General features: G+C 44.6%; 22 protein-coding genes and 1 pseudogene. 16 read left to right on the top strand and 7 right to left on the bottom strand.

All coding sequences use genetic code 11. The annotated features are described in order from the left end of the window. Positions 1 to 703: RNA-guided endonuclease InsQ/TnpB family protein (locus tag ACYQ4O_RS02870; protein WP_460174686.1), on the bottom strand; the 703-nt coding region annotated here is incomplete at its 3' end. Between ACYQ4O_RS02870 and tnpA the strand changes: the two are divergent. After that, positions 686 to 1,060: pseudogene (gene tnpA / locus ACYQ4O_RS02865) on the top strand (IS200/IS605 family transposase). The gene ACYQ4O_RS02870 and the pseudogene tnpA sit on opposite strands and share 18 nt — an antisense overlap. Before the next feature lie 88 nt (positions 1,061 to 1,148). On the opposite strand, the gene ACYQ4O_RS02860 reads toward tnpA, so the two are convergent. Together ACYQ4O_RS02860 and ACYQ4O_RS02855 are read right to left on the bottom strand one after the other, a co-directional pair. Next, on the bottom strand, positions 1,149 to 1,709 hold the full coding sequence (locus tag ACYQ4O_RS02860) for an AAA family ATPase (RefSeq protein WP_277030477.1): 561 nt from the start codon (positions 1,707 to 1,709) through the stop codon (positions 1,149 to 1,151). A 122-nt stretch (positions 1,710 to 1,831) separates the two neighbouring features. After that, positions 1,832 to 4,360 carry a DNA topoisomerase III gene (locus ACYQ4O_RS02855; protein WP_277030478.1) on the bottom strand — a complete coding sequence of 843 codons (2,529 nt, stop codon included), beginning with the start codon at positions 4,358 to 4,360 and terminating at the stop codon, positions 1,832 to 1,834. Between the two features lie 261 nt (positions 4,361 to 4,621). On the opposite strand from ACYQ4O_RS02855, the gene def reads away from it, so the two are divergent. Then, positions 4,622 to 5,152 (top strand): peptide deformylase, encoded by a 531-nt coding sequence (gene def, locus ACYQ4O_RS02850; protein ID WP_066594509.1) that lies wholly within the window; start codon positions 4,622 to 4,624, stop codon positions 5,150 to 5,152. On the opposite strand, the gene ACYQ4O_RS02845 is transcribed toward def, so the two are convergent. After that, positions 5,153 to 6,049: an alpha/beta fold hydrolase gene (locus ACYQ4O_RS02845; protein ID WP_460174685.1), complete on the bottom strand. Its 897-nt coding sequence runs from the start codon at positions 6,047 to 6,049 to the stop codon at positions 5,153 to 5,155. Between the two features lie 112 nt (positions 6,050 to 6,161). On the opposite strand from ACYQ4O_RS02845, the gene fmt reads away from it, so the two are divergent. The 10 genes from fmt (at position 6,162) to ACYQ4O_RS02795 (ending at position 16,426) form a co-directional block, all read left to right on the top strand. Next, a complete protein-coding gene (gene fmt, locus ACYQ4O_RS02840; RefSeq protein ID WP_277030480.1) occupies positions 6,162 to 7,133 on the top strand; it encodes a methionyl-tRNA formyltransferase in 972 nt (323 codons plus the stop codon). Then, positions 7,130 to 8,431, top strand: a complete 1,302-nt coding sequence (gene rsmB, locus ACYQ4O_RS02835) for a 16S rRNA (cytosine(967)-C(5))-methyltransferase RsmB (protein WP_282196229.1) — start codon at positions 7,130 to 7,132, stop codon at positions 8,429 to 8,431. The genes fmt and rsmB overlap by 4 nt, the downstream gene beginning before the upstream one ends. Continuing rightward, positions 8,431 to 9,009: a DUF4390 domain-containing protein gene (locus tag ACYQ4O_RS02830; protein ID WP_277030484.1), complete on the top strand. Its 579-nt coding sequence runs from the start codon at positions 8,431 to 8,433 to the stop codon at positions 9,007 to 9,009. Before rsmB ends, ACYQ4O_RS02830 begins: the two co-directional genes overlap by 1 nt. A 2-nt stretch (positions 9,010 to 9,011) precedes the next feature. Beyond that, the gene (locus ACYQ4O_RS02825; RefSeq protein ID WP_308512948.1) at positions 9,012 to 11,279 is read left to right on the top strand and encodes an ATP-binding protein; all 2,268 of its coding nucleotides are present in this window, start codon (positions 9,012 to 9,014) and stop codon (positions 11,277 to 11,279) included. Between the two features lie 64 nt (positions 11,280 to 11,343). Next, positions 11,344 to 12,096: a response regulator gene (locus ACYQ4O_RS02820; RefSeq protein WP_217983968.1), complete on the top strand. Its 753-nt coding sequence runs from the start codon at positions 11,344 to 11,346 to the stop codon at positions 12,094 to 12,096. Positions 12,097 to 12,119: 23 nt separating this feature from the next. Next, positions 12,120 to 13,535 carry a Trk system potassium transporter TrkA gene (gene trkA, locus ACYQ4O_RS02815; protein WP_304703171.1) on the top strand — a complete coding sequence of 472 codons (1,416 nt, stop codon included), beginning with the start codon at positions 12,120 to 12,122 and terminating at the stop codon, positions 13,533 to 13,535. 33 nt (positions 13,536 to 13,568) lie between these two features. Further along, the gene (locus tag ACYQ4O_RS02810; RefSeq protein ID WP_460174684.1) at positions 13,569 to 15,020 is read left to right on the top strand and encodes a TrkH family potassium uptake protein; all 1,452 of its coding nucleotides are present in this window, start codon (positions 13,569 to 13,571) and stop codon (positions 15,018 to 15,020) included. Between the two features lie 70 nt (positions 15,021 to 15,090). Then, positions 15,091 to 15,708 (top strand): thioredoxin domain-containing protein, encoded by a 618-nt coding sequence (locus ACYQ4O_RS02805; protein WP_304703173.1) that lies wholly within the window; start codon positions 15,091 to 15,093, stop codon positions 15,706 to 15,708. A 170-nt stretch (positions 15,709 to 15,878) separates the two neighbouring features. Then, positions 15,879 to 16,145 carry a type II toxin-antitoxin system RelB/DinJ family antitoxin gene (locus ACYQ4O_RS02800; protein WP_304703174.1) on the top strand — a complete coding sequence of 89 codons (267 nt, stop codon included), beginning with the start codon at positions 15,879 to 15,881 and terminating at the stop codon, positions 16,143 to 16,145. Further along, complete coding sequence (locus tag ACYQ4O_RS02795; protein WP_304703175.1) at positions 16,145 to 16,426, top strand: type II toxin-antitoxin system RelE/ParE family toxin; 282 nt, start codon at positions 16,145 to 16,147, stop codon at positions 16,424 to 16,426. The genes ACYQ4O_RS02800 and ACYQ4O_RS02795 overlap by 1 nt, the downstream gene beginning before the upstream one ends. A 193-nt stretch (positions 16,427 to 16,619) precedes the next feature. On the opposite strand, the gene ACYQ4O_RS02790 is transcribed toward ACYQ4O_RS02795, so the two are convergent. Both ACYQ4O_RS02790 and ACYQ4O_RS02785 read right to left on the bottom strand, forming a co-directional pair. Beyond that, positions 16,620 to 16,976, bottom strand: coding sequence for a DUF1840 domain-containing protein (locus ACYQ4O_RS02790; protein ID WP_304703176.1), 357 nt, complete (start codon positions 16,974 to 16,976; stop codon positions 16,620 to 16,622). A 254-nt stretch (positions 16,977 to 17,230) separates the two neighbouring features. Then, positions 17,231 to 18,103, bottom strand: a complete 873-nt coding sequence (locus tag ACYQ4O_RS02785; RefSeq protein WP_460174683.1) for a hypothetical protein — start codon at positions 18,101 to 18,103, stop codon at positions 17,231 to 17,233. 775 nt (positions 18,104 to 18,878) lie between these two features. Here ACYQ4O_RS02785 and ACYQ4O_RS02780 point away from each other — a divergent pair. Together ACYQ4O_RS02780 and ACYQ4O_RS02775 are read left to right on the top strand one after the other, a co-directional pair. Then, positions 18,879 to 19,973, top strand: coding sequence for a HEAT repeat domain-containing protein (locus ACYQ4O_RS02780; protein WP_304703178.1), 1,095 nt, complete (start codon positions 18,879 to 18,881; stop codon positions 19,971 to 19,973). Positions 19,974 to 20,028: 55 nt separating this feature from the next. Beyond that, entirely contained in the window at positions 20,029 to 20,817 is a 789-nt protein-coding gene (locus tag ACYQ4O_RS02775; protein WP_304703179.1) for a Sir2 family NAD-dependent protein deacetylase, read from the top strand. A gap of 149 nt (positions 20,818 to 20,966) precedes the next feature. Here ACYQ4O_RS02775 and ACYQ4O_RS02770 read toward each other — a convergent pair whose 3' ends face one another. Continuing rightward, a complete protein-coding gene (locus tag ACYQ4O_RS02770) occupies positions 20,967 to 21,944 on the bottom strand; it encodes a helix-turn-helix transcriptional regulator (RefSeq protein WP_304703180.1) in 978 nt (325 codons plus the stop codon). 348 nt (positions 21,945 to 22,292) lie between these two features. On the opposite strand from ACYQ4O_RS02770, the gene ACYQ4O_RS02765 reads away from it, so the two are divergent. Together ACYQ4O_RS02765 and ACYQ4O_RS02760 are read left to right on the top strand one after the other, a co-directional pair. Then, positions 22,293 to 22,682 (top strand): PTS sugar transporter subunit IIA, encoded by a 390-nt coding sequence (locus ACYQ4O_RS02765; protein ID WP_304703181.1) that lies wholly within the window; start codon positions 22,293 to 22,295, stop codon positions 22,680 to 22,682. Further along, positions 22,669 to 22,938 carry an HPr family phosphocarrier protein gene (locus tag ACYQ4O_RS02760; protein ID WP_304703182.1) on the top strand — a complete coding sequence of 90 codons (270 nt, stop codon included), beginning with the start codon at positions 22,669 to 22,671 and terminating at the stop codon, positions 22,936 to 22,938. Before ACYQ4O_RS02765 ends, ACYQ4O_RS02760 begins: the two co-directional genes overlap by 14 nt. The last annotated feature ends 1 nt before the right edge of the window (position 22,939 follow it).

Genomic DNA, 22,939 nt, shown 5'->3' with positions numbered 1-22,939 from the left:
AGCTATTGACCGGCTCTACGAAAGTCCCGTTCGAAAAAGTAACAAACTTCTTAACGCCCATGTCAATTCCGATTTCGGAATTAATCATCCGCTTAGGCTCTATTTCAAATTCAGTCTGAATGGAAACAAACCACTTTAGACCTTCTCGAGATACCGTAATGTTCTTTGGTTTGCCAATGATGCTTCTGCTCTTTCTGTAGCCGACTGTCCCTATTTTCGGCAAATAGATCCTTTGTTTATCCTCATCTATTATGAATCCCTGCGGGAATCGGAATGAATCGCACTGAAATTTCTTTTTGAACCTTGGAAAATTCGCTCTCTTGGCAAAAAAATTCTTGTATCCCTTCTCCAAATCTTTCAATGCTTGTTGGAGGACTTGAGAATGACAGTCTTTCAGAAAAGAGTGCTTGTTCTTCCACAGAACGAGACGGTTGGCACACTCTACATAGTTAAACCGATGTGCTTTATCTTTGCCGTAAAGTGACTTTTCTGCGGCTAAAGTTCTGTTATAGACATAGCGACAGGAACCCGCAAATTGGCTCATCAAACGAGCTTGGGCACCACTAGGGCACAATTCAAATCTAAAAGCTCGTCTCATCTGCATCTTTGTTTCCTGACTTCCTTGGCAAATTAAAATTTGGTCATGGGCGTAGATACTAATACCAGATACGACAGATAATGTCTTTTGAATTTGCATATTCATTTGGTCTTTGCCACTAAGTACACTCGATACGCATTTACCCAAACAGATATTGGACGCACTGAAAATAATTTTTCCCTCAGTTTGTAATGATTTTGAAGCTGACTTAGTAGAGTTTGATGGCGAAAAATATCACGTTCATTTGTTAATTACTTACCCACCTAAAGTCTCTATATCTCGTTCAGTCAATTCTCTGAAAGGAGTATCGAGCCGTCTTATTCGAAAAAAGAAATATCTCTCCATTCCTAGCCTGTTATGGGGGATGCTCTCTGGGCTCCTTCTTATTTTGCTGCAAGTTGTGGGGGTGCACCTATTTCTATTATCAAACAGTACATTGAACAACAGAATACGCCTGACTGAAAAAATTATTATATTCGACCCTTATATCACCGTCCTAAAGGACGGTGTTTTACGGGTCGGTCTGATAAAAATAAACCTAAAAGCCGCGTCATTCGCTTTGAGAGCCGCATAAAAAAACCGCAAGCTTAAGCCGTACTTCATCAAATAACTGGAGGTCGTTCAAGCAGGCGGTCAAAGGAGCGTCATACTCATCTATTAGGAGAACCAAACTGTTTGTAGGAAGAGTCGCAAGGCAATCGGATAATTGGTCCGACATCGAAAAAAGTTCACTAATCTGATATTTCAGCCCTACCGGATTAAATTTTCTTGCGAGCAATGCGGTGAGCTTTTTTGCAAATTTGTCGCTTGAGCGAAAATCACGTATTTCTGAAAAGTCTAAACGGACTACGGTATAGGTTCGCTCATCGTTCCACAGTTTTTCAATTTTTAAATTCAGGAAATATTTCAGACCATTCTTAAACAAAGACTCTAAGGTCGAGATCAACAAGGACTTTCCGAACCTTCTAGGCCGAACTAAGAAGAGCTTTCTTCTTTTGGATGCCAGCCTAAAAATGAAATCAGTTTTGTCCACGTATATTTCACCGGCTTCTCTGAGCGTCTCAAAAGACGATGTTCCCAAAGGTAAGTCTTGCAACGTGTCTTTTCTCATTTTTCCGTAGGATTTACTTAGAAGGACAGGTCTAAGCGCGGCTTTTATGGCCGCCCTTATGACACTTTATGTTATCTGTCCTTTTGATAGCTCAGGAACGAAAGAGGCTGACAAAGATTCTCTTAAGCCTCTTTGCCGGTCGAGGTTCTCCGGGCGGTTGTTGTTCTCTTGGCACCGGCTCCGGCAGCTCTCGGTTTCTTTTCTTCAAACTTGAAGCCGACTTTGCCGCCTTTTTCTAAAACCAAGAAGGCAGAGAACGGACGTTTAGTTCTATTGGAGACAAATGCGGTTAGAAGATCAGTGCTACCTGTCTCTAATAGCTTCTTCATCTGAGCTTCGTCAATCGGCTGCTGAAGAATAACCTTTCCGCTTCTGAAAGTGCATTTCTTCTTGGCTTCAGGATTCAGGGCGTCTTCGCAAGCGTAAGCAGTTTCCGTTTCCAACACTCTCTTGCCGCAGACCGGACATTTTCCGATTACCGAAAGAGAATTGATGTCGACCGGTGTTTTGGGTTCATCCTCTTCTTTGTTGCCGAAATCAAAATCAAGCTTGTAATCAGGGGCCGGACCAAGTTTAAGAACGGCAGAGAAAGGACGTCCCATCTTGCTGATAAATCCGTCGAGAGGTCCGATGCTTCCTTTTTCAAAGAGTTCATCAACTTCTTTGGCTTCCAGCATGCGTCCGCCCGGATGTTTAGCAATGCTGTAATCACAGTGAGAGCAGGCAAAACGCTTGTAATGTTCAACCATCGGTGAGTGGCACTTCGGACATTTAGCATGAAGCAGCATCGGTTGTTCAATAGGTACAGTGTCAGCACCATAGCTCTTTGCTTTATCAACGATCTGTGTTGTCAACTCGGCAATGCCCTTCATGAATTCATTGCGGGAAAGCTTTCCTTTTTCAATCTGAGAAAGCTGATATTCCCATTCACCGGTGAGTTCGGCCTCAGATAAGACGTTGATGTTTAAGCCGTGAAGCAGTGTTAAAAGCTGCTGAGCTTTCGCTGTCGGAACAAGTTCACGGCCTTCGCGAATCATGTAGCTTTGCAGAACCAGCCCTTCGATAATAGCTGCTCGTGTAGCCGGCGTACCGATGCCTTTTTCGCGCATTGCGTCGCGCAGTTCTGCTTCTTGGATTTCCTTGCCGGCGTTTTCCATTGCGCTCAAAAGAGTCGCTTCAGTGTATCTTGCAGGCGGTTTTGTAGCGAGTTGCTGAGATTCAATGTGCTCGACGGCAGCAGGTTCATTCTGTTGAATCGGAACCATCACTTCCTGTCCGACGGCATCCGCGCCTTTACCATAAACGGCTAACCAGCCCGGGCTTTCTAATACTTTTCCTTCAGAGAGGAAAGAGTACTTTTCTACCTCGGTGATGCGGGTAATGTTCTTGAACTGTGCCGGCGGGAAGAAAATGGCTAAGAATCTCTTGACCACTAAGTCATAAATCTTCTGTTCGGCTTCGCTTAAAGAAGCAGGAACTTTCTGTGTTGTCGGAATAATTGCAAAGTGGTCGCTGATCTTGGCGTTGTTGAAGATCTTTTTATTGAATGTGACCCAGTTGTTCTTCAGAATTTCTTTTGCAAATTGCCCCCAAGGAGACTCCAGCAGCATGTGCATGATTTCTTTGACGGAAGGGATGTAGTCTTCCGGAAGAGCACGGGCATCGGTTCTCGGGTAGGTCAACACTTTATGTTTTTCATAAAGGGCCTGAGCAATAGCTAAAGTTGTCTTAGCAGAGAATCCGAATCGCTGGTTAGCTTCTCTTTGCAGAGTGGTCAAATCATATAAGAGCGGACAGCTGGTTGTAGAAGGCTTGAACGTTTCGGTTACGACACCGGTCTTGCCCTGACAGGCATTGACGATCTTCTGAGCTTCTTCTGCATTCCATAAGCGATCTGCTTTTAATGTGTTGTCATCGCTTTTCTTAAAGTTAGGGTCAAAATACTTACCGTGGTAAGAGCCTGACTTAACACCGAAATCAGCATGAACTTCCCAATAATCTTTAGGAATGAAGCTTCTGATTTGGTTTTCGCGTTTAACGACCAGGGCCAGAGTCGGGGTCTGCACCCGGCCGACGGTGGTTAAGAAGAAACCGCCGTCCTTGCTGTTGAAAGCAGTCATGGCACGTGTGCCGTTGATGCCGACAAGCCAGTCTGCTTCAGAGCGGCTCTTGGCGGCGTCTGCCAAAGGCTGCATTTCTGCGGCTGTACGCAAATGATGGAAAGCCGTACGGATGGCTTCTTTGGTCATGGATTGAAGCCAAAGTCTCTCCGTCGGTTTTTTAGTCTTTACTGCTTCAATGATGTAACGGAAAATGAGTTCGCCTTCTCGTCCCGCATCGCATGCATTGACAATTTTGTCTACATCTCTTCTCTTAATTAATTTGGAGAGCGTTTTGAGCTTGGCTTCGGATTTCTTTATGGGCTGAAGTTCAAAGTGAGGCGGAATTACAGGAAGATGCGCAAAACTCCATTTTCCTCGTTTGACTTCATACTCTTCAGGAGCTTTGATCTCCAATAAATGACCGACTGCAGAGGCGACGATGTATTCGTCGCCTTCATAATAATCGGTGACCTTTTTGAGGCCGCCTAAGGTTTTTGCAATGTCAGTCGCTACGGAGGGTTTTTCCGCGATAACCAATGTCTTGCCCATCTTTTATCCTGCATAAATGTGGTTTCTTTTTTCTAAATTAGCACCTTTTCAAAGAGTTGTCGAAAATTCCATGGACCCATAACTCTCAATTAAGTCAGGAAATTCAAGAGGTGTGATTGTTTGTAAGAATTCTTCTTTTTCTGATTAGATCTTGTTTCTTGGCCAACGACGAAAGGCTTTTTTGCTTAATAGAGGCGGATCAAAGCTTTTTTCTATCTCGTACCTAGTATGATCTCGAGAAAAATATTATGGAGGCCTTTAATGGCAATACTTCCTATTCTTAAATATCCGGATGAGCGCCTTAAAACGAAAGCCGCTACCGTCACGGAATTCAATGAGGAACTGAAAAAATTAGCTGCCGATATGGCAGAAACGATGTACAAAGCTCCCGGTGTTGGTCTTGCAGCCACCCAGGTTGATAAGCACATTCGTCTGATCGTTATTGATATTACGGAAGAGAAAAACGATTTGAAGGTTTTGATTAACCCGGAAATCGTCTCAGCAAGCGAAGAGCTAAAACCATGGGAAGAGGGCTGCTTGTCTTTGCCCGGCATTTACGACAAGGTTAAAAGACCGGCTGAGGTCGTCGTCAGAGCTCAGGATTTAGACGGCAATACTTTTGAAATGGCCTGCGACGGCTTGCTTGCCGTTTGTGTTCAGCATGAAATGGATCATTTGAACGGTATCGTATTTGTTGATCACTTGAGTTTGCTCAAGCGCAGCCGTATCTGCACAAAAATTAGAAAACAAAGAGCAGAAGAAGCTAAAGCGGCTAAGCACAAAGAAGATTAATCAGTTCTCTGCATCCCAAACATGTTTGGCGATGGCAGAAGAAATCTCTTCGTAGTGTATCGGGGGAAGGTCATGACCCATCAGAGGCATGACCTTTAATTTTGCGTTCGGAATAAGGTCTGCCACCTCTTTACCTGCGCTTAGCGGCAGCAAAGGATCATCCTCGCCGTGAATGACTAAGGTCGGAGTACTGAGGCGGGACAACTGAGCTGATCTGTCTCCGCTGGCTAAAATGGCCAAAAGCTGTCTTTCCGCTCCCTTCGAGTCAAAAGGAATTTGACTGGAGTCGCGCAGGAGTTTTTCTTGTTCTTCTCGCGGATATTCATATTTTGGACTCTTAAGAGTATTGAATACGCGGCAGAAATGCTCGAAGAGCTTCTCCGGATTATCAGGTTGCTCCGGATGCATAAACAGGGAGTAGATGGCTTTGACCTTGCCAGTCCCGGTTCTAGGATTTCCGGAAGCCGACATAATGGAAGTTAAAGATTTCACGCGGGACGGACGGATGGTTGCCGTTACCTGTGCAATCATGCCTCCCATGGAGACACCGACCAAGTGGGCCGAATCAATCTTCAAATAGTCCAGCAGCTCAACCAAATCCAAAGCCATGTTCTCTAATTTATAAGGGGCTTTGACAGGAAGCCTTAATAACGCTCTGCCGATGGCAATCGGAACGGATTGAAAATTCTTATCGGTTGGGAAATATTGCGAGTGACCAACGTCTCTATTATCAAAAGTAATGACCCGAAGTCCTTTTTTGACTAATAGGCGCAAAAGTTCTTTCGGCCAAGAATGATCACTCATGCCGAGTCCCATAATCAGGACGACTGTGGGAAGGTGCTTATCTCCGTACTCGTGGTATGACAAAGTAACGTTTTTTAATTTAGCAACCGGCATGAAAGTAATCCAAATCGAGCCATACTTGATGTATTAAGCTTCCATTGTCCTACAATCTGAGAACAAAATCTCTGTCGGAAAGAAATTCTTTCCTTTTCAAAAGGTGAACTACATGAAGATTGTTTTTGCAGGCACGCCTGAATTTGCCGCTTATGCCTTAAATAAATTAATAGAAGAAGGGCACGACATAAGAATGGTCCTGACGCAGCCCGATCGTCCCTCCGGCAGAGGACGTAAATTAAAAGCAAGCGCAGTCAAAGAAGTTGCACTTAAGGCTGGCATTCCTGTTGAAACCCCTTTGACATTCAGACGAGCCAAAGGGGGAGAAGAAACCGCTGCGGTTTACGACAAACTGCGCGAAATCGATCCGGACTTATTAATCGTTGCTGCTTATGGTTTGATCCTTCCTCAAGAACTGCTTGAACTTCCGAAAGGAATTTGGAGCGAATATCCGAATCTGAAAGCGGTTAATATCCACGGCAGCTTGCTGCCTGATTGGAGAGGAGCTGCTCCCATCGCCCGAGGTCTTGAAAAAGGCGATAAAGAAGCCGGTGTAACGCTTATGCAGATGGATGTCGGCCTCGATACCGGTCCGATGCTTTACAAAAAAGCTATTCCGATCACCGAAGAAGATACCGCCGGAACACTGACTGAAAAAGTTGGAAAGCTCGGTGCGGAGATGCTTGCTGAATATTTGAAAGACCCGACAAAATATCCGCCGGTAGCTCAGCCCGAAGAAGCTTCTTATGCCAGCAAGCTTGAAAAAGCCGAAGGCGTTATTGATTGGAATCAGCCGGCTCAGGTCATCGTTAACAAGATTCGCGCTTTTAATCCGTTCCCCGGGACATCTTTCAAACACGGTGAGACTGATTTGAAGGCTTGGTTTGCCGTATGCGAAAAGGACAAAGAATATAAAGAACCAGCAGGAACCGTGCTTTCAGCGGACGCTAAAGGAGTTCGCGTCTGTGCCGGCGACGGCAAAGTTGTTTGTCTTAAAGAATTGCAGAGACCGGGCGGAAAGAAATTGCCCGCGAGAGAGTTTTTAGCCGGTCATCCCATTAAAGAAAAAGAACTGTTGCAATGAGTAAAGTAGCGTTGTCGACGGCTTTAATGGAAGCCGCTAAAACTTGGCAGAAAATTAAAGAAGGCTCCTCAATTGACGGTGCTCTCGGACAAATAAAGGGCGAAATCAAACCGGCTGTCCAAAGCTTGGTATACGCCGTTGCCCGAAGAAGAGTTCTAACTCAATGGATACTTAGGAAGTTAGCGTCTAAGCCTCCTAAACCCTTGCTCTCTTCACTGTTAGAGGTAGCTTTTGCTCAGGCCGTGCTTGGTGAGAAGAAGCCTTTTACCGTTGTTGATCAGACAGTTCGGGCAGTTAAAAAAGATCCGAGTCTGGCTAACGCGGCAAATTTCGCTAATGCGGTTCTTAGAAAGTTCTTAAGAGAGCAGGAAGCCCTCGTTGCTGAAGCAATGAAGAACGATGAGGTTAAATTTAATGCGCCTGCTTGGTGGATAAAAAAATATCGTTTGATTTTCGGTAAAGATGCCGATGCAGTTTTAGCTTTACAGCAGAAGCATCCTCCGTTGGTGCTTCGAGTTAACCGTAGAAGAATCAGTCCCGAAAACTATCTAAAGAAATTAGAAGAAAACGGGATCAAAGATGCGCTTCGCGTTGGCCAAGACGGCATAGTTTTGCTTTCGCCCAGACCCGTTTCCGATATCCCCGGATTCTTAGACGGAGAGGTTTCTATTCAGGATGCGGGCAGTCAGCTTGCGGCTCAAATCTTAAATCCTTCGGACGGCATGGTTGTGCTCGATGCCTGTGCTGCTCCGGGAGGCAAGACGGGACATCTGTTGGAAATGGCCGATATTGATTTAACGGCGATAGAGAAGGACCCGGTGCGTGCAAAACGAATCGGAGAAAACTTAGGCCGATTGGATCTGAAAGCAGAAGTTCGAGTCGCTGATGTCGGTGATGTGGCATCTTGGAATGTAGAAAAGAAACTTTTTGATCGCATCCTTTTAGACGCTCCTTGCTCAGCTTCAGGGATTTCAAGACGTCACCCCGATATTCCTTGGCTAAAAGATTTGAGCGATGTGAAGAGCTTGGCAAAGACTCAAGCGTATTTGTTAGATAAAATGTGGTCTATATTGGCAAAAAAAGGCAGACTGCTTTATGCGGTTTGTTCTGTTATGCCCGAAGAAGGGATCGACCAAATTAAGGAATTTGCGGCTTCACATCCGGATGCAAAACTTGTACCTTTTAAAGGAGCTCCTGAAGGATGGATAAGACTGTCCCCGCATGACGACGCTCCTGATTTGGAGTTTATCCCTTGGGTAAGAGACGGTTTTTTCTACGCACTTTTTGAGAAAATTTAATGAATACTTTACACAGGCGCTTTGTTCGACTAACAGCTGCGGGGCTGATCGCAGCTGCTATGGCCGTTAGTGCCTGTGCAGAAGGTATTGTGCCCGTGCATGCGGAGGTGTCTGCCATTCAAGATTCCTCCAAAGCCATTTACTTTGACGGCTCCTTTGAGTTGGAGCTGGCTCCTGAGGTCAAAGAAGTTCTTGAAAGAGGAGTTCCTCTTAACTTCAATCTGGAAGTAGAAATCTTTAAAAATCGCTGGTATTGGTTTGACCGTGAGATCAGTAAGGTCACTGAAAGAATTCGTCTCAGTTATAACCCGCTGACCCGTCAGTATCGTGTCAGTCTCGGCGGGATGACGCAGAACTTTGACAATCTCGATCAAGCCATATTTTTCATGACTACGATTTCCAAGCTGTACGTTGCGCCGTACAGGGATATCAACCCGGATGACTATGAGGTCCGGGCCCGCTTCTATTTGGATACGGAAAGACTGCCCAAGCCTTTCCAGGTAACGCTCAAGAAAGATGACGGATGGAATCTAGATTCCGGATGGTTTGATGTGACGATAGTTTCCACTAAGGAGTAACCGTGTCCAAGTACTTGAGGCTTGCGCTCCTGATTATGGTGGGAGTCAGCTGTATCCTGCTCTTTTTGCTTGTGAACGCCAGCCGTAATACCGGCTTCTTTGAAAAGTACTATCAGCTTCTTTTGTGGGTCAATACCGGGGTCGCTGCAATTTTTCTAGGGCTCGTGGCCGTTCTTCTTACCCGTCTCTATCAAAGGGCCCGTAAAAAGAGATACGGCGTAAAAATCCTTTCTAAATTTGCTTTTGCTTTATGTTTGGCAGGCGTTCTCCCGGGTGTTCTTATCTTCTTAGTTTCCGTACAGTTCCTCTATGGTTCCGTAGATTCATGGTTTGACCGAAAGGTTGAGCGAGCTTTAGATTCCGGGTTGACGCTTGGTAGAGAAGTTCTTGAGAACTATCAGTCATCATTATTGAATCGTGCCCGTAATCTCGCGGTTGAATTGGCGGAAAGTCCTCCCGCAGAATGGGTGTCGCGTCTAGACAGTCTTCGCGAAAGAGAAAATTTATCCGAGGCGATGATTGTGACCTCCCGCGGCAGATTAATAGGCGTCAGCGGAGCCTCATTCAATACCTTAGCACCCGTGGTTCCTTCGATAAGAAACTTACAGACCGCACGATCTGAGGGGCACTGGGAGGGGCTGGAAGAAAAAGAAGGCGGCACTATACAGGCAAAAGCCATTGTGCTGATTCCGACGGTTGAGCTGCCGGCTGCTGCTCCGCTGTCTTTGCTTCCCAATGCCAGTTCTCCGAGAAGCGAACGTTTTACGTTCAGCAGAAACGGTTTTGAATCTTCCAGTCAGACAGGAGAAGCAGTTTTTCTGGAGGTGGTAGACAACATTCCGCCTTCTTTGGCTCATAACTCTGAAGTGCTGATGAACGGTTACCGCGACTATCAAGAAATGGTTCTGGCCCGCGGAGGGTTGCGTTCCATTTATTTGATAACGCTGACCTTGGTTCTTTTGATGTCTATGTTCGCTGCGATTGCCTTATCCGTCATTATTGCGACGAGAATCACGAAGCCGCTGATGATTTTGCTTGAAGGTACCCGAAGACTGGGAAGCGGCCATTATGATTTATTGCCGGAATCCAAGACTAACGATGAAGTCTCGGAGTTGACGCGGTCTTTTAACATCATGACCACGCAGCTGGCAGATGCCCGCAGAGACATTGAAAAGCGCGGCGAGGAACTCGAACAAGCCAAGGATTATCTGGAAAGTATCTTGACCAAGATGTCTTCCGGCGTAATTGTCGCGGATGAGTGGTGGAATATCGTTTCTGTTAATGCCAGTGCCTCTTCAATCCTTAAAATCGATTTGGCAGGCCGTCTCGGCGAACCTTTGCAGGAGGTTCTTCCTGATTTTATTGAGCCGATTAGAGAAGAAATCGGCAAGCCGGTTAACGGTAAATATCCGGATGTTTCCGTTCAAAGCGAACTTGTTGTGAAATCCGGTAAGAAACATCAGCGTATTTTCTTGTTCACTAGAGGATCGACCCTCTCCCTCGGAAGCCGTGAAGGTTACCTTTTGTTGTTTGACGATATCAGCTCCTTGGCAGCCGCCCAAAGAACCGAAGCCTGGGCTGAAGTTGCGCGCCGCTTGGCTCACGAAATTAAGAATCCGCTGACGCCGATACAGTTAGCTGCTGAAAGACTTCAGATGAAACTTGAGACCAAAGTCTCGGGTAAGGACGAAGAGATTCTTCAGAAGGCTACGAGAACCATTGTGAACCAGGTAACGGCTATGAAGCAGATGGTCGACGACTTCCGTTTGTACGCGAAGATCGGCTCTCCTCGATTCGAAGAAATCAATTTGGCCGAGTTTGTCCAGGAAGTCACCAACCTTTATTTGGCCGGAGATATTCATCTTCATTTGGACTTGGATCCGACGGTGCCTCTGATCGAGGCCGATGCCAACATGCTCAGACAAGTACTTCACAATCTCATTTCCAATGCGATGGAAGCAGCTCCTGATAAAGAGGCCATGCGTGTGGAAATCAGAGTCGCAAAAGAATATGAGCCCGGAACAAATGTTGTGGACGGCGTAAAGCTTGAAGTCATTGACAATGGGCCAGGATTTGCCGCTCAAATTCTGGAGCATGCCTTCGAACCTTATGTTACGACAAAGACCTCGGGCACAGGGCTTGGATTGCCGATGATAAAGAAAATTGTGGCAGAACACCGAGGTACTGTCGGGGTGGAAAATATAGTGGATGAACAGGGCCAAATATTAGGAGCAAGAATAACGATTATCTTCCGACAGCTTGCGAACTGAAGGAATTAGGAAAATAGTCATTCTTTGTTTAGAATGCCTTATAAATAGTCGAAAATAAAACGATATGGCAGTAATTTTAGTAGTTGATGACGAAGTAGGGATTAGGGAACTTCTTTCTGAGATTTTGTCTGATGAGGGTTATTCGGTGCTCTTGGCAGAAAACGCCGGCGCAGCGAGAATTGCTATCAATAATCGTCCCGATTTAGTATTGCTGGACATTTGGATGCCGGACAATGATGGAGTTTCACTTCTGAAGGAGTGGAGTTCAACAGGCAAGCTGACAATGCCCGTGATTATGATGAGCGGACATGCCACTTTGGATACCGCCATCGAGGCAACAAAATTCGGCGCCGTAGACTTTTTGGAAAAGCCGATCGCTCTTTCCCGCTTAATCTCCTCGGTTAAAGCAGCTCTCGAAAAGAATTCCGTTGAACCCAAGATCGGTACAAACCGTGCTCCTCAGCCTCGTCAGCCGCTTCAGCCTCGTCCTCAGCCCGGCTACGGTACTTATCAGCAGCCAAGACCTGAGCCTCAGCCTCAGCCGGTTCAACCTAGAATTATTGAACATAAGCACGACTCTCTTACTTCTATGATGGCGGCTATTAATTTCAATGATCCGCTAAGAGAAGCAAGAGACCAATTTGAGAGGATTTATTTTATGAATCTTCTTAGAAAAGAAAATAATAGTATGACCAAGGTTGCAAGCGCTGCAGGTTTAGAGCGTACGCACCTTTATCGTAAGTTGAAACAACTTGGTTTAGACATTGGTCGGGCCGGAAGATCTAAAGAGCGCAACGACGAGTTTTCTGAAGGCTGAAGCCAAAGCCATTTGAGGACAACATGAGAATACTGATCCTTGGAGCGGGGAAGGTTGGTGCTTCAGTAGCTGGAAACCTAGTTTCCGAGTCTAACGACATCACTATTGTCGATAAAGACAAAAACAAAATCAACGAAATCCAAGGAATGTATGACCTGCAGGGGATTGTTGGAGACGCGACGTCCCCGTCGGTTTTGGCGGACGCCGGCGCGGCAGATGCCGATATGCTCGTGGCTGTGACTGCGAGCGACGAAACCAATTTAGCCACAACCTTAATTGCTGAACAGCTTTTTAATATTCCGGCACGTATTGCCCGCGTTAGAAACGAGGAATTAAGAGAGTATCCGGCACTTTTATCGACTTCCGGCTTCAGAGCAACTTCCGTGATTTGGCCGGAAGAGGCGGTAACCAACTCTATCGTTCAGCTCATTCATTATCCGGAAGCTCTTCAGGTTATTGATTTCTCAACGGCTGATTTGATTTTGGTCTCCGTCAAAACGGATGCCGGCTCCAAAATGGCCGGCAAGACCGTGGCTGATATTCATCAGGTTCTGCCTGATGCCAAGGTGCAAATTGTCTCTATCAGCCGTCAGAAGTTCCGTGTTACCAACATTAGGCCTGACACCGTCATTAATCCGGGAGACGAAGTTTTCTTCCTGACGCTTAAATCCGAGGCGTCGAATATTATTCGTGTATTCAGACAGAAGGTCAGAAGATATGACCGAATCATGATAGCCGGCGGCGGCTCTCTCAGCCTGCAGTTGGCACGGGCTCTCGACAGCTCCGAGACTGCTAACGGAGATAACTACAACATTAAAATTTTGGAGGGCGATCCTGCACGCTGTCAGTATCTTTCCGAGCATTTGTCGAGTTCCGTTCTAGTCTTAAACGGCGACATGACCGATGAGACGCTTTTCATTAATGAAGGCATTGCCAACATCGACGTGTTTATTGCAGTCAGCAACGATGATGAAGATAATTTCATGAGCTGCTTGCTGGCTAAGCGCCTTGGTGCCCACTGTACTATCGCACTGATCAACCGTTCGAGCTACATTGACTTGATTGACTCGACCGATATTGATATTGCTTTTTCACCGACAGAGTCAGTACTCTCTGACTTGCTTCGCCATATTCGTCAAGGAGACGTAGTTTCGGCTCATACCTTGAGAAGAGGAGCCGCGGAAGCAATGGAGATAGTTGCTCACGGAACGCCTAAAAACTCTAAGGTCATTGGTAAGCCTGTCACAAGACTAAACCTGCCGCATGGGGTGACTATCGGCTGTATTGTTAGAAAAGAGAATGACACTCAAGAAGTCTTGATGGCTTCTGAAAAAGATTTAACCATTGAGGACGGCGATCATGTCATTATTTTTGCTGACAGCCGCCAACAGGTGCCGGAGATAGAAAAGCTCTTTGCTCCATCTGTAGGATTCTTCTAAAGGGAGTCACAGATGCATCCTATCCTCCGTCTAATGCTCTTACCGGTCCTGAATGTTTTAGGTCCGATTATTGTGGGATTTTCCTTTGCGATGCTGATCCCGCTCATCTTGTCTTTTTGGAAACAAGACGGGGCATTTAACGGATTTTTGATTTCTTTTCTTATTACATTTTTTTCCGGTGGACTTCTTTGGTTATCTACAAGAAGTTTTAGAAGAGAGCTGATTCCTCGAGACGGATTCCTGTTGGTGACAATGGCGTGGGTTTTCTTAGCCTTTTATGCCACGCTGCCCGTTTATCTCACTATTCCGGATTTGCCTTTTACGCATGCTTTCTTTGAAGCCGTTTCGGGGATTACGACCACTTGCGCGACGATTCTTCGAGGACTTGACGATCTGCCGATGAGCGTGAATTTCTGGAGATGTTTCCTAGCTTGGTTGGGAGGCATCGGTATTCTGGTGATGGCCGTGGCAGTTCTTCCGCTGTTGGGCGTCGGTGGTGCACAGATCTTCAGGGCGGAAAGCACGGGGCCTTTGAAGGAGGGGCGCCTCACTCCAAGAATCTCGGACACAGCTAAGGCCTTCTTCAATATTTATTTTGCGATTTCCGTTCTTTGCGCAATCTGCTATCACATGGCCGGAATGGACTGGGACGATGCCATTATGCATACGTTCACCACGGTGTCTTTGGGAGGTTTCTCCAGCCATGATGCCGGGTTCGGATATTGGTCAACCAGAGCCGTTGACTATGTGTGTGTAGTCTTTTTGCTTATCGGCGGCATTAACTTCTCCATGCACTTCCTCGTATGGAAAAAGCTGTCTCCGATGCTCTACTTCAAAGACGTTGAAAGCTGTGCATGGCTTTTAACAGCGTTAGTCCTTACTCTTTTATCGACGTTCTTATTGGTTTCTTTTGAGACCTACGTCAATGTCGGAGATGCTTTTTACTATTCGGTGACCAACGTCATTTTCGTGATAAGTACCAGCGGTTTTGCGAACACAAACTATGGCGACTGGCCTTTAGTAGTTCAGCTACTGGCTTTGTTCGGCTCGAGCTTTGCCACTTGTGCCGGTTCTACCGGCGGCGGCATCAAAATGATCCGTGCGATTGCTTTGGTAAAACAGGGCGGTCTCGAATTTAAGAAGATTTTGCATCCCCGCGTCATTGCTCCGTTGGTGATTGGGAACAAACCGATTAGCAACCAAGTTATATTTGCGATTCTGGCCTTTTTAATGCTCTATATTGCGATTGCCTTCTTGAGCACGATGGTCTTTCTGTTAACAGGTTTTGACGGTCTTACAGCGTTTTCTACCGCAATTAGCTGCTTAAATAATCTTGGTCCTGCGTTAGGAAATTTGGGGCCCGCCTATAACTTCTCGTCTTTGACGGATTTCCAAGTTCTCTTCTGTACGTTTTTAATGATTATCGGACGTTTGGAACTATTTACGGTACTCGTTCTCTTTACCAGAGGTTTCTGGCGAGCCTAAACTTGAGTTTGGTGCTGGTGAAGATAATCAATGCAAAAACCGGGTACGGAAAACACAATCAGGAGTAAGCATGCTTAGGAGAAACTGTTTAGCTATGGCCTTAATGTCTGTTTGCGGACCGATAGCTCATGCAGCGGAAAAAGTTGGAATCAAGCCGGAGACTGTTCCGGGACGTGCAGATTATCCGGAACTACGTGCCGGTACACAGCTCGACCATCTCTATGAATCTATGTTGGCTAACGGATTCGGAATAAGCAATCCGAATGTCGGTAAAGATAAGCCTGTAGTCGTCATTGTCTCTGACACGCAGTGCCCGTGGTGCAGCAAATTGTGGAGTGCAGCAAAGCCGCTGCAAAACCAAGTGAACTTTATTTGGTTCCCAATTCCTGTCCTACGTGATTTGAGTATTGATCAAGCCGCTCTCATTCTTTCCTCTGAAGAACCTTGGGATGTCATGCAGCACCACGAAGATCACTTTAAGGACAAAGATTTTCGAGGCATAAATCCTGCCGGAACAACGGTCGATAAGAAATATAGAGACGAAGTTTGGACCAATGCCAAAATAGCTCGTTGGTCCGGTTTAACGACTGTACCTCTCGGGGTATTTAAAAATTCCTCCGGCAAATATATTCCGATACCTTCTGGAACCGACACGGAGCAAATAAAAAAGATCATAGGTATTGAGTAACCAAAATAAAAGGATTTATATTGAAAACGCAATACGAACAGACTCTATTCTGAAGTTTTTCTTCTATAGCTCGTTAGTTACGAAAGTGATCTAATTTTCTTTTAAATTGCTTGTTCATTTACATCAGATTGTTTACACTATGTAGCAACATTGTTGCAATGGTGAATTAAATGCCTACTACTGTTTCTGATGACTCTATTCGAGTCAGAGTCAATAAACAGCTCAAAGCTGATGCCTCTGAAGTCCTGAATGCGATGGGATTAAATTTTTCAGATCTCATCCGGCTAACTCTGATCAAGCTGGTTAACGATCGTAAACTCCCTTTCGCAGTTGAGGTACCTAACAACGAAACTATTGAAGCCATTAAGATGGTTGAAAAAGGAGAGGTAACCCGGCATGAAAGCGTTAGCGGGTACTTTAGAAATCGAGGTAAGTGATGCTTGCCTTCAGTACAACGAACATTTTTGACAAAGATTTGGACCGAATGGAGAAGCGTGGAAAAGCTCTTTTCAAAATTGAAAATATTTTGACACTCCTTATAGAAGAACAAGATTTGCCTAGAACGCTTTGTGATCATCCTCTTAAAGGCAATTGGGATGGATATCGGGAACTTCATATCGAGCCCGACTGGCTCCTTATCTACAAAAAGACGGAGAGTGACTTAATTGCGGCGCGGACAGGAACCCATTCCGATCTTTTTTTCAAACAACGTCGTTGACACATTTGAACTTCCTGCCCAAGAGCGATTAACTAATGGTCTTTTGAGGGCGGAATAGCTTCTTGCTACTTTAATCCGCCTTATCTCATTCTTGTCATAAATTGAAAATTTCAGGGTCGGGAGTTCTTATTCAGAAATGATTTTTCTCTGGTTGTGATTCTTTCTAATGAGAATACAGAAAAGTCAGACCTATCTACGGAACCCCCCAAGTAACAGGAACATCTTCCTTAAGGGAGCGCTCAAGCATTTCGACAAAGGGGTAAGCTCTTTGAGTGAAATAGACGGTTTGTTCCATTGCCGGTTTCTTCTCTTTATCTAAATCTTTTCCTTCTCTGAAGGCCTTGTTTTCCTTGGCTTTAACTTCTTTAAGAAGTTCTTTTTCTTTTTCAATTCTTACCTGAAGGGCCTTAAGGGCGGCAGGGATCTCTTCAGGAGTTAAAACTCCGCGAATGCCTAAAGGTTTGCCGAATACTTTAAAAATTTCCTCAGCTGTTTCGCGAAACATATAAATTTCGCCTGCAGCTTTAGAACGGAATGTGACGATTGCCATTCGGAATCCTCCGTAAAACTAAAAATTTTAGGTAGTGCTTCTCGTTTAACGAATTTCCTGAGACGGAAAGCGCTTAAGTGTGTCAGCCCGATTTTACTAGAGGCTAAAGAGGACAATCAAACACTATGAGCTGTTTCAGGTCGTTGTCAGGCATAAAGCATCGTGGAATCACTGCTTTTAGAGAAATCATTTCTTTCGTTTTAAAGAATTTAGGAGATTTCAAAAATCGAAAACTAAGGAGCATTCAATTATTCTTACCTGTAGAAGCCAATAAGCATTGAAAGATCTCCGTCTGTAATTTCTTCCAATATCACTCCGAGCTCTTGAGCGAAGATTCTAGGCTGGCTGCTGCACATTAACTCACAAAACGCTTCCGCAAAAAATTCATAACAATTTTTTCTTGCATACTTGCTTAAACTATTCTCTATGTTGTAACCGTGCTTGAGAACCACTCTTCTGCGCACAGCGGTATTGAAAATAGAAGTCAAAGCAAAAGATCCTTTTCTATCCAAAAGGTTAAAGAGAGCAAAATGCACAGCATGTCCGAGCTCGTGCGCCATAATTTGGTAGACACCTCCTTTGTCAGAAAAAGAAGTCCAGAAATCTTTTTTCACTGCGGCCTCGATTTTGTCCGTGTGATTACCGCAGAAGTATCGCGGATTTAAAGAAATCATTCTTTCTTTGGAACAAGTAGCAATGGCGGCTTTCAGTCTTGAATTAACTTTTATTCCTCGGATCTCTCCGAAAAGTAACGGATATTTTTCACAAACGTCAGCCACTGCTCTGGCGATAGATATGGTTGTTTCGAGCGTACATGCCGTTAAGGTCTGCGGTTTTTCCTGAAGAAGTCCGCAAACAAAAAAAGCTCGCAAAATGTCCGTCGTACTGCGGGCTTTTTCGATTTCGTTCCGAAAAGTCAATAAGTTTTCTTTTTGATTGGCATGAGATTTTTCTCTGATCTCTGCGGCTACTTCTTGCATTTTCGTGAGACGACTTTCGGCAAGACACAGATTAGAGCTAAGTGGTTCACCTTCTTGATTAAGGTGAATATCTTTACGGTGAAGGTGGCTCTGATCACAATAATTCAGTACGGGGGAGGTGGCCAAGGTTATCGTTTTATCGCTCATTTTTCAAGATGGAAAAATATAGAAGAATTTGAATTGCACTGATTTAGTTGTTCTGTAAGTTATTGGATGCTGCTGTTAGACACCTTGAATTTCTGCTGAGAGTTTGCGGTCAGAAGAAAAACAGAATTGCCTTTTCGTGCCGGTCGTTCAGATAACAGACTTCGAGTCTGTCAAGAACCCTCTTTGTCCCATTTCTAGGCTCCGATTAACAGGTCTCCTTAATCTCTTACATAGAACTATTTTGATTCATAACGCGACAGAAAGAGTCGTCAAAAAGGCAGCTATTCATTTGAAAAACGCCTTTGAACAAGTGCTTATGAACTCAAAGTGAAGATCCATTGGAATTGCAACCGAGGAATTCCTTTCTTTTCTTGTTCTGTTTCTCTATTACGGCCTGGGCTATTAAGGCTCTAAGTATTTCTGACAAAGGATAGAAAGCGAGCTTCAAGAAAAACCGCACTGACGAGAAGGAGATAGAAATAGCTTAGATAGTTTCGAAGTTGGTTTCTATTCAAGTAATGTTCATGGATCAAAAGCAATATAACTTATTGAATTGTAGATAAGTTTATCTGTTTCCTTGAGAGAGAAGTAAGCGAAATATGCGGCGTATTTTGTCGCAACAAATCTTAAACTGTTTTTAGTAAGACATTGGAACGGCAGTCAATGTCGCTGCTTATTCCCGTGAGAAGAGATACTGCTGGTGCCAAAGACGCGATGCAATAAAGGTGCCGCAAGTTAACGTTGAAAACGTAGTTGGTTTAAAAGGAAGAGGACTATGAAAGTTATCTTTGACAGAGATGAAAGTAAAAATGACGCTGGAGAAAATGAGTTTTTTGTTAATCTCGAGACTATTTTGCTGGCAGATGGTCTTTGGGATATTCCAACCGAATTAAGTGCGAAGCTTCTTTGTAATGATTCGCGCAAGATAAGAGCAAGAGCTATCAGCAATCCGATTTCAGACTTAAATGCTCTTGAAAAATTTATTGAGAAAGAAACTTGTCGGAATAACTTAAACGAGGTTGTAGGACAAGAATTATTTGAGAAGCTGTCAATTCATTCTTTGTCGCTCTTGTTTAATAAATCCCCGGAGGCGTTGCTGCGGGCCAGTGGTTCTGAGGTTATTGCTCAAAAAGAATCTGAGCTTCTACCTCTCATAAGAAATCCCGAAGTCAGATTTTGGTTGTCTTATTTATCATCCGGCGGCAGTGAGGAAGACTGTTTTTGCGAGTTCCGCTCCAAGGGCATCAGTTGGGAACCAACAAAAGAAGATTTAGATGAAATTATCCGGAGTGTTGACAAACATGGGACTCGTACAGAAAAACAGCGATTACTGGAAGAATTGCTTTCAAATCGGAATCCTTACGTCCGTGCGCTTGCTCTTCCTTATGTGCGCAATTCTGAGTTATTGAAAAATCTCCTAAAGGATCAGTTCTTTTTTGTGAGAGAAGCTGCGTTAAGAACAAAAGCATTTGCTCAAGGTAACTTTTGTGCGCAAGAGCTTGTGGAAATCATCGGCAATGACCCAGAATTAGCCGAGCTTGTTTTAGATAAAGTAAGAGAAAAGAGCGTTCGCAAAGAATTGTGCGATGCATTGAGTAAGAGTGATGTAACCGAAATACGGACGCTTGCAAACGGCTGGGAAAAGATCCCAGAGGAGGAGGAAGATCCATTTCTGGAAGATATTCTAGACAGTTCCGAAGACTTCGATGACATCGGAGAAGACGAAGAAAATGATGATTTCGACGATGAATATGTCGACGAAGACGAAGAATTGGAGGATTCCGCACTAGAGGAAGATTTTTGGGATGAACTCTCGGACCGCGGATCCGTTCCTTTTGGAGGAAGGTCTGGAAAGAAGCCAAGATCTTAAAGATCTTCCACGGGCCTGAGACCTCAATACAAGCTCAGGCCCAGGAGTACTCACTATGGAAAAATACTTTAAAAATTTAAAAACAGAGAAAACGCCGGTCATCTTTGTTCTCTCAGGCGCAGGTCTGTCGGCAGAAAGCGGTATCGCAACATTTCGTGATAAGAATGGCCTATGGATCAAGAACAATGCAAGAGAGCTAGCCACAATGGAAGCTCTGGCCAGAAATCCTGATAAAGTTTTTGAGTTTTACAACAAAAGGTTTGAAACCGTATGCCGCTGTCAGCCAAATTCGGCGCACTATGCATTGGCAAAGTTTGCACGGGAAACGGTTGGCTTTTGCGAGTTTGTCCACGTAACACAAAATGTTGACTGGTTAAATGAGTTAGCCGGGGCACTTCAGGTCTATCATCTCCATGGGTCATTGAATCAGGCACGTTGCAGTGCTTGCGGAGCTGTCTTTCCTCGTCCAAATTCATTTCGGAAAGACAATACCTGTCCTTCGTGCGGAGCAAAAGGCTACTCGGTCAGGCCCGATGTAGTTCTTTTTGGCGAGCGGCCATATTTCATGGACTGGATTCCAAATTATTTGAAGAGGACAGATGTATTTATTGCTGTAGGAACTTCCGGAGAGGTTTATCCCGCGGCATCATTTTCTCGGCTATGTAAGAAAGCAATAAAGATCAACATCAATCCTGCGGAGGCAGGTCATATAGAGAATTCTTCATCTTTCCATTTCCATATTTCGAAAAAGAGTACTGAGGCGCTTCCAGCATTGCTGGAGGCATTGACATTAACAATTAAAGAAAGCGCTTCATGTGGGGAAGAAAAATCTTGTTCTTCCTGATTAATCAGCTAATTAAATTGACTTTGTGCGATGTAATCCAATAAATAGCGTAGTGTGTAAGGTAGGCACCTGATAGAAGCGCGTTAAAAGCAAAGCTACTCCGAACAGTGGGAAGAGGGGGAGGAAAAAGCAACCTCCCCCAGCTCTCGTCAGAGAGGATACCTTCTTTCTTTTGTGATGTGATAGAGGTCTCCATAGGTAGCAATCCAGCCATCAAGTAAACGTGAGTCTTGAAGGACGACCTCGAGACGGTATTTGCCGTTATCTAGTTTTTTCAATACCTGATCCTTGGCAAAGGGAGTCTCTTCAAAATTTCGGGCCGAGTCTTCTCCGGTAAATTCCAATACCCAACGTACTTTTTCCCCGTCACTGTAGTTGAAATGCCGAGAGTTAAGGTATTCGGAGAGGCGGAAATCTTTCGGCACTTCTCTTGAGAAATCTGTCATCTTGGCGCTTTTGATTCGATGAAGCGCCAAATGAAAAATTTTGTCATCGTTTTCATAGGTGCACACTAAATAAAGGCGAGATTGTTGCTGTACGAGGCCTAAAGGATTGATAATTCCTGTTCTGCTAACTCCATGCATATTCTTATAGCTAATTCGAAGTTTTTTCTCTTCGAATAATGCGTTAGAAACCTCATCAAAAATCCTCGGCAGAATTTTGGCAGGAAGTTGGGGAAGGGCCGGGGAGACAAGGGCTACCTTTTGCAGCCAGTCTTTTTCTTTCCGGTTGGAGTGTTTTTCATTTAAAACCTTATCGGCTTTGGCAAATAGGAAGTCAAGAGACTTAAGGATAGAGCCTGGAACTTGATTTTTGATATATTCCTGAGCTAACTTCAAAAGAAGACACTCATTAGGTTTTAGTTCTAAGGTTTCCCATTTATTTTCCGAACGGTTTCGACTGTAGCCGAATTTTCTGTCGCGTGAATCACGTTCAACTCCGAAAGAATCTGACTCTGATATTCTTTTCAGATATCTTTGTACAGACCTCTTGGACAGATGGATACTAGCCGCTTCTAATGATTCGATGATATCTTCAGCACTGGTTTTATTCGGCCTGTAAGGAATCCGGTTTAAAATTTCAAGAACTATTTGGGCTTCTTCCAACTTATTGGGTTTTTTATCCATATTTGAACTCTTTGTATTTTCTATGTGCGTGGGCCGGATGCGCCTCTTTGTGCAATCGAGAAAAGAAAACTTAGACGTAATTTTGTAGCCGTTCACAGAAAATGACAAGACAAAAACCTGGCTATTCAGAAGCTTCTCCCTCATATCGACGAAGAGATTTTTTCTGCCCAAACCTTTGTACTCATAAGATCTCAAGCCTTACGCTTGAACGGAGAAGGATGAATACGCAGAGAATTTCTCATACACAGCGCCCTTGAAGGTACTCAAGATTGTTCTTTTTCGGTTTTATGCAGCTCCAGGATTCGAAACTTTGGCTAAAATTAGTGGGATTCTGAAGGAGTATTCTTTGTGAAGACAGGTTTTCTACTCGTGGCTCATAAGCCCTTAGCCTCGGCGTTTAATTCAGTCGCTGAAGAAATCTTTGCCGGACTGGAGGCCGTGGAGGCAGTGGATATAGATTCCGACGAGGATCGGCAATTGCAGCAAGAACAGCTCGAAAAAGCTTGGAATGCGATAGATGCGGACCAGAAAGTCGTGCTGGTCGATGTTTTTGGTGCAACACCCGGCAATGTCGTTTGCGCATTTGCAAAAGAAAAAAATTGCGAATGCATCGCTCCGTTGAGCCTCCCTCTTCTGATGAAACTCCTCTGCTACAGAAATCAGCCTCTGGAAGTATTGTTGGAGAAGGCTTCTGAGGCGGCGCAAATCGCAACGAGAACAACTAATGAAAACAATTAAAGTTACCGTGTTGAATAAGCTTGGTCTGCATGCCCGACCGGCGACTAAATTAACTCAAAAAGCTAACGAATTTCTCAGTTCTTTGAAGATCACCAATGGCCGCAGAGAGGTCAACGGTAAGTCCATCATGGGAGTGATGCTGATGGCCGCTTCTAAGGGAACTGAGCTGACTTTAATCGGAGACGGAACCGATGAAGAAGAGATGCTTTCGGAACTCAAACAGATGTTTGAAGATAAGTTTGGTGAGGCTCAGTAAG

Source organism: Turicimonas sp. TL08 (assembly GCF_054660695.1).
The sequence above is the reverse complement of the archived record's forward strand: the minus strand, read 5'-3'. Positions and strand labels throughout refer to the sequence as shown.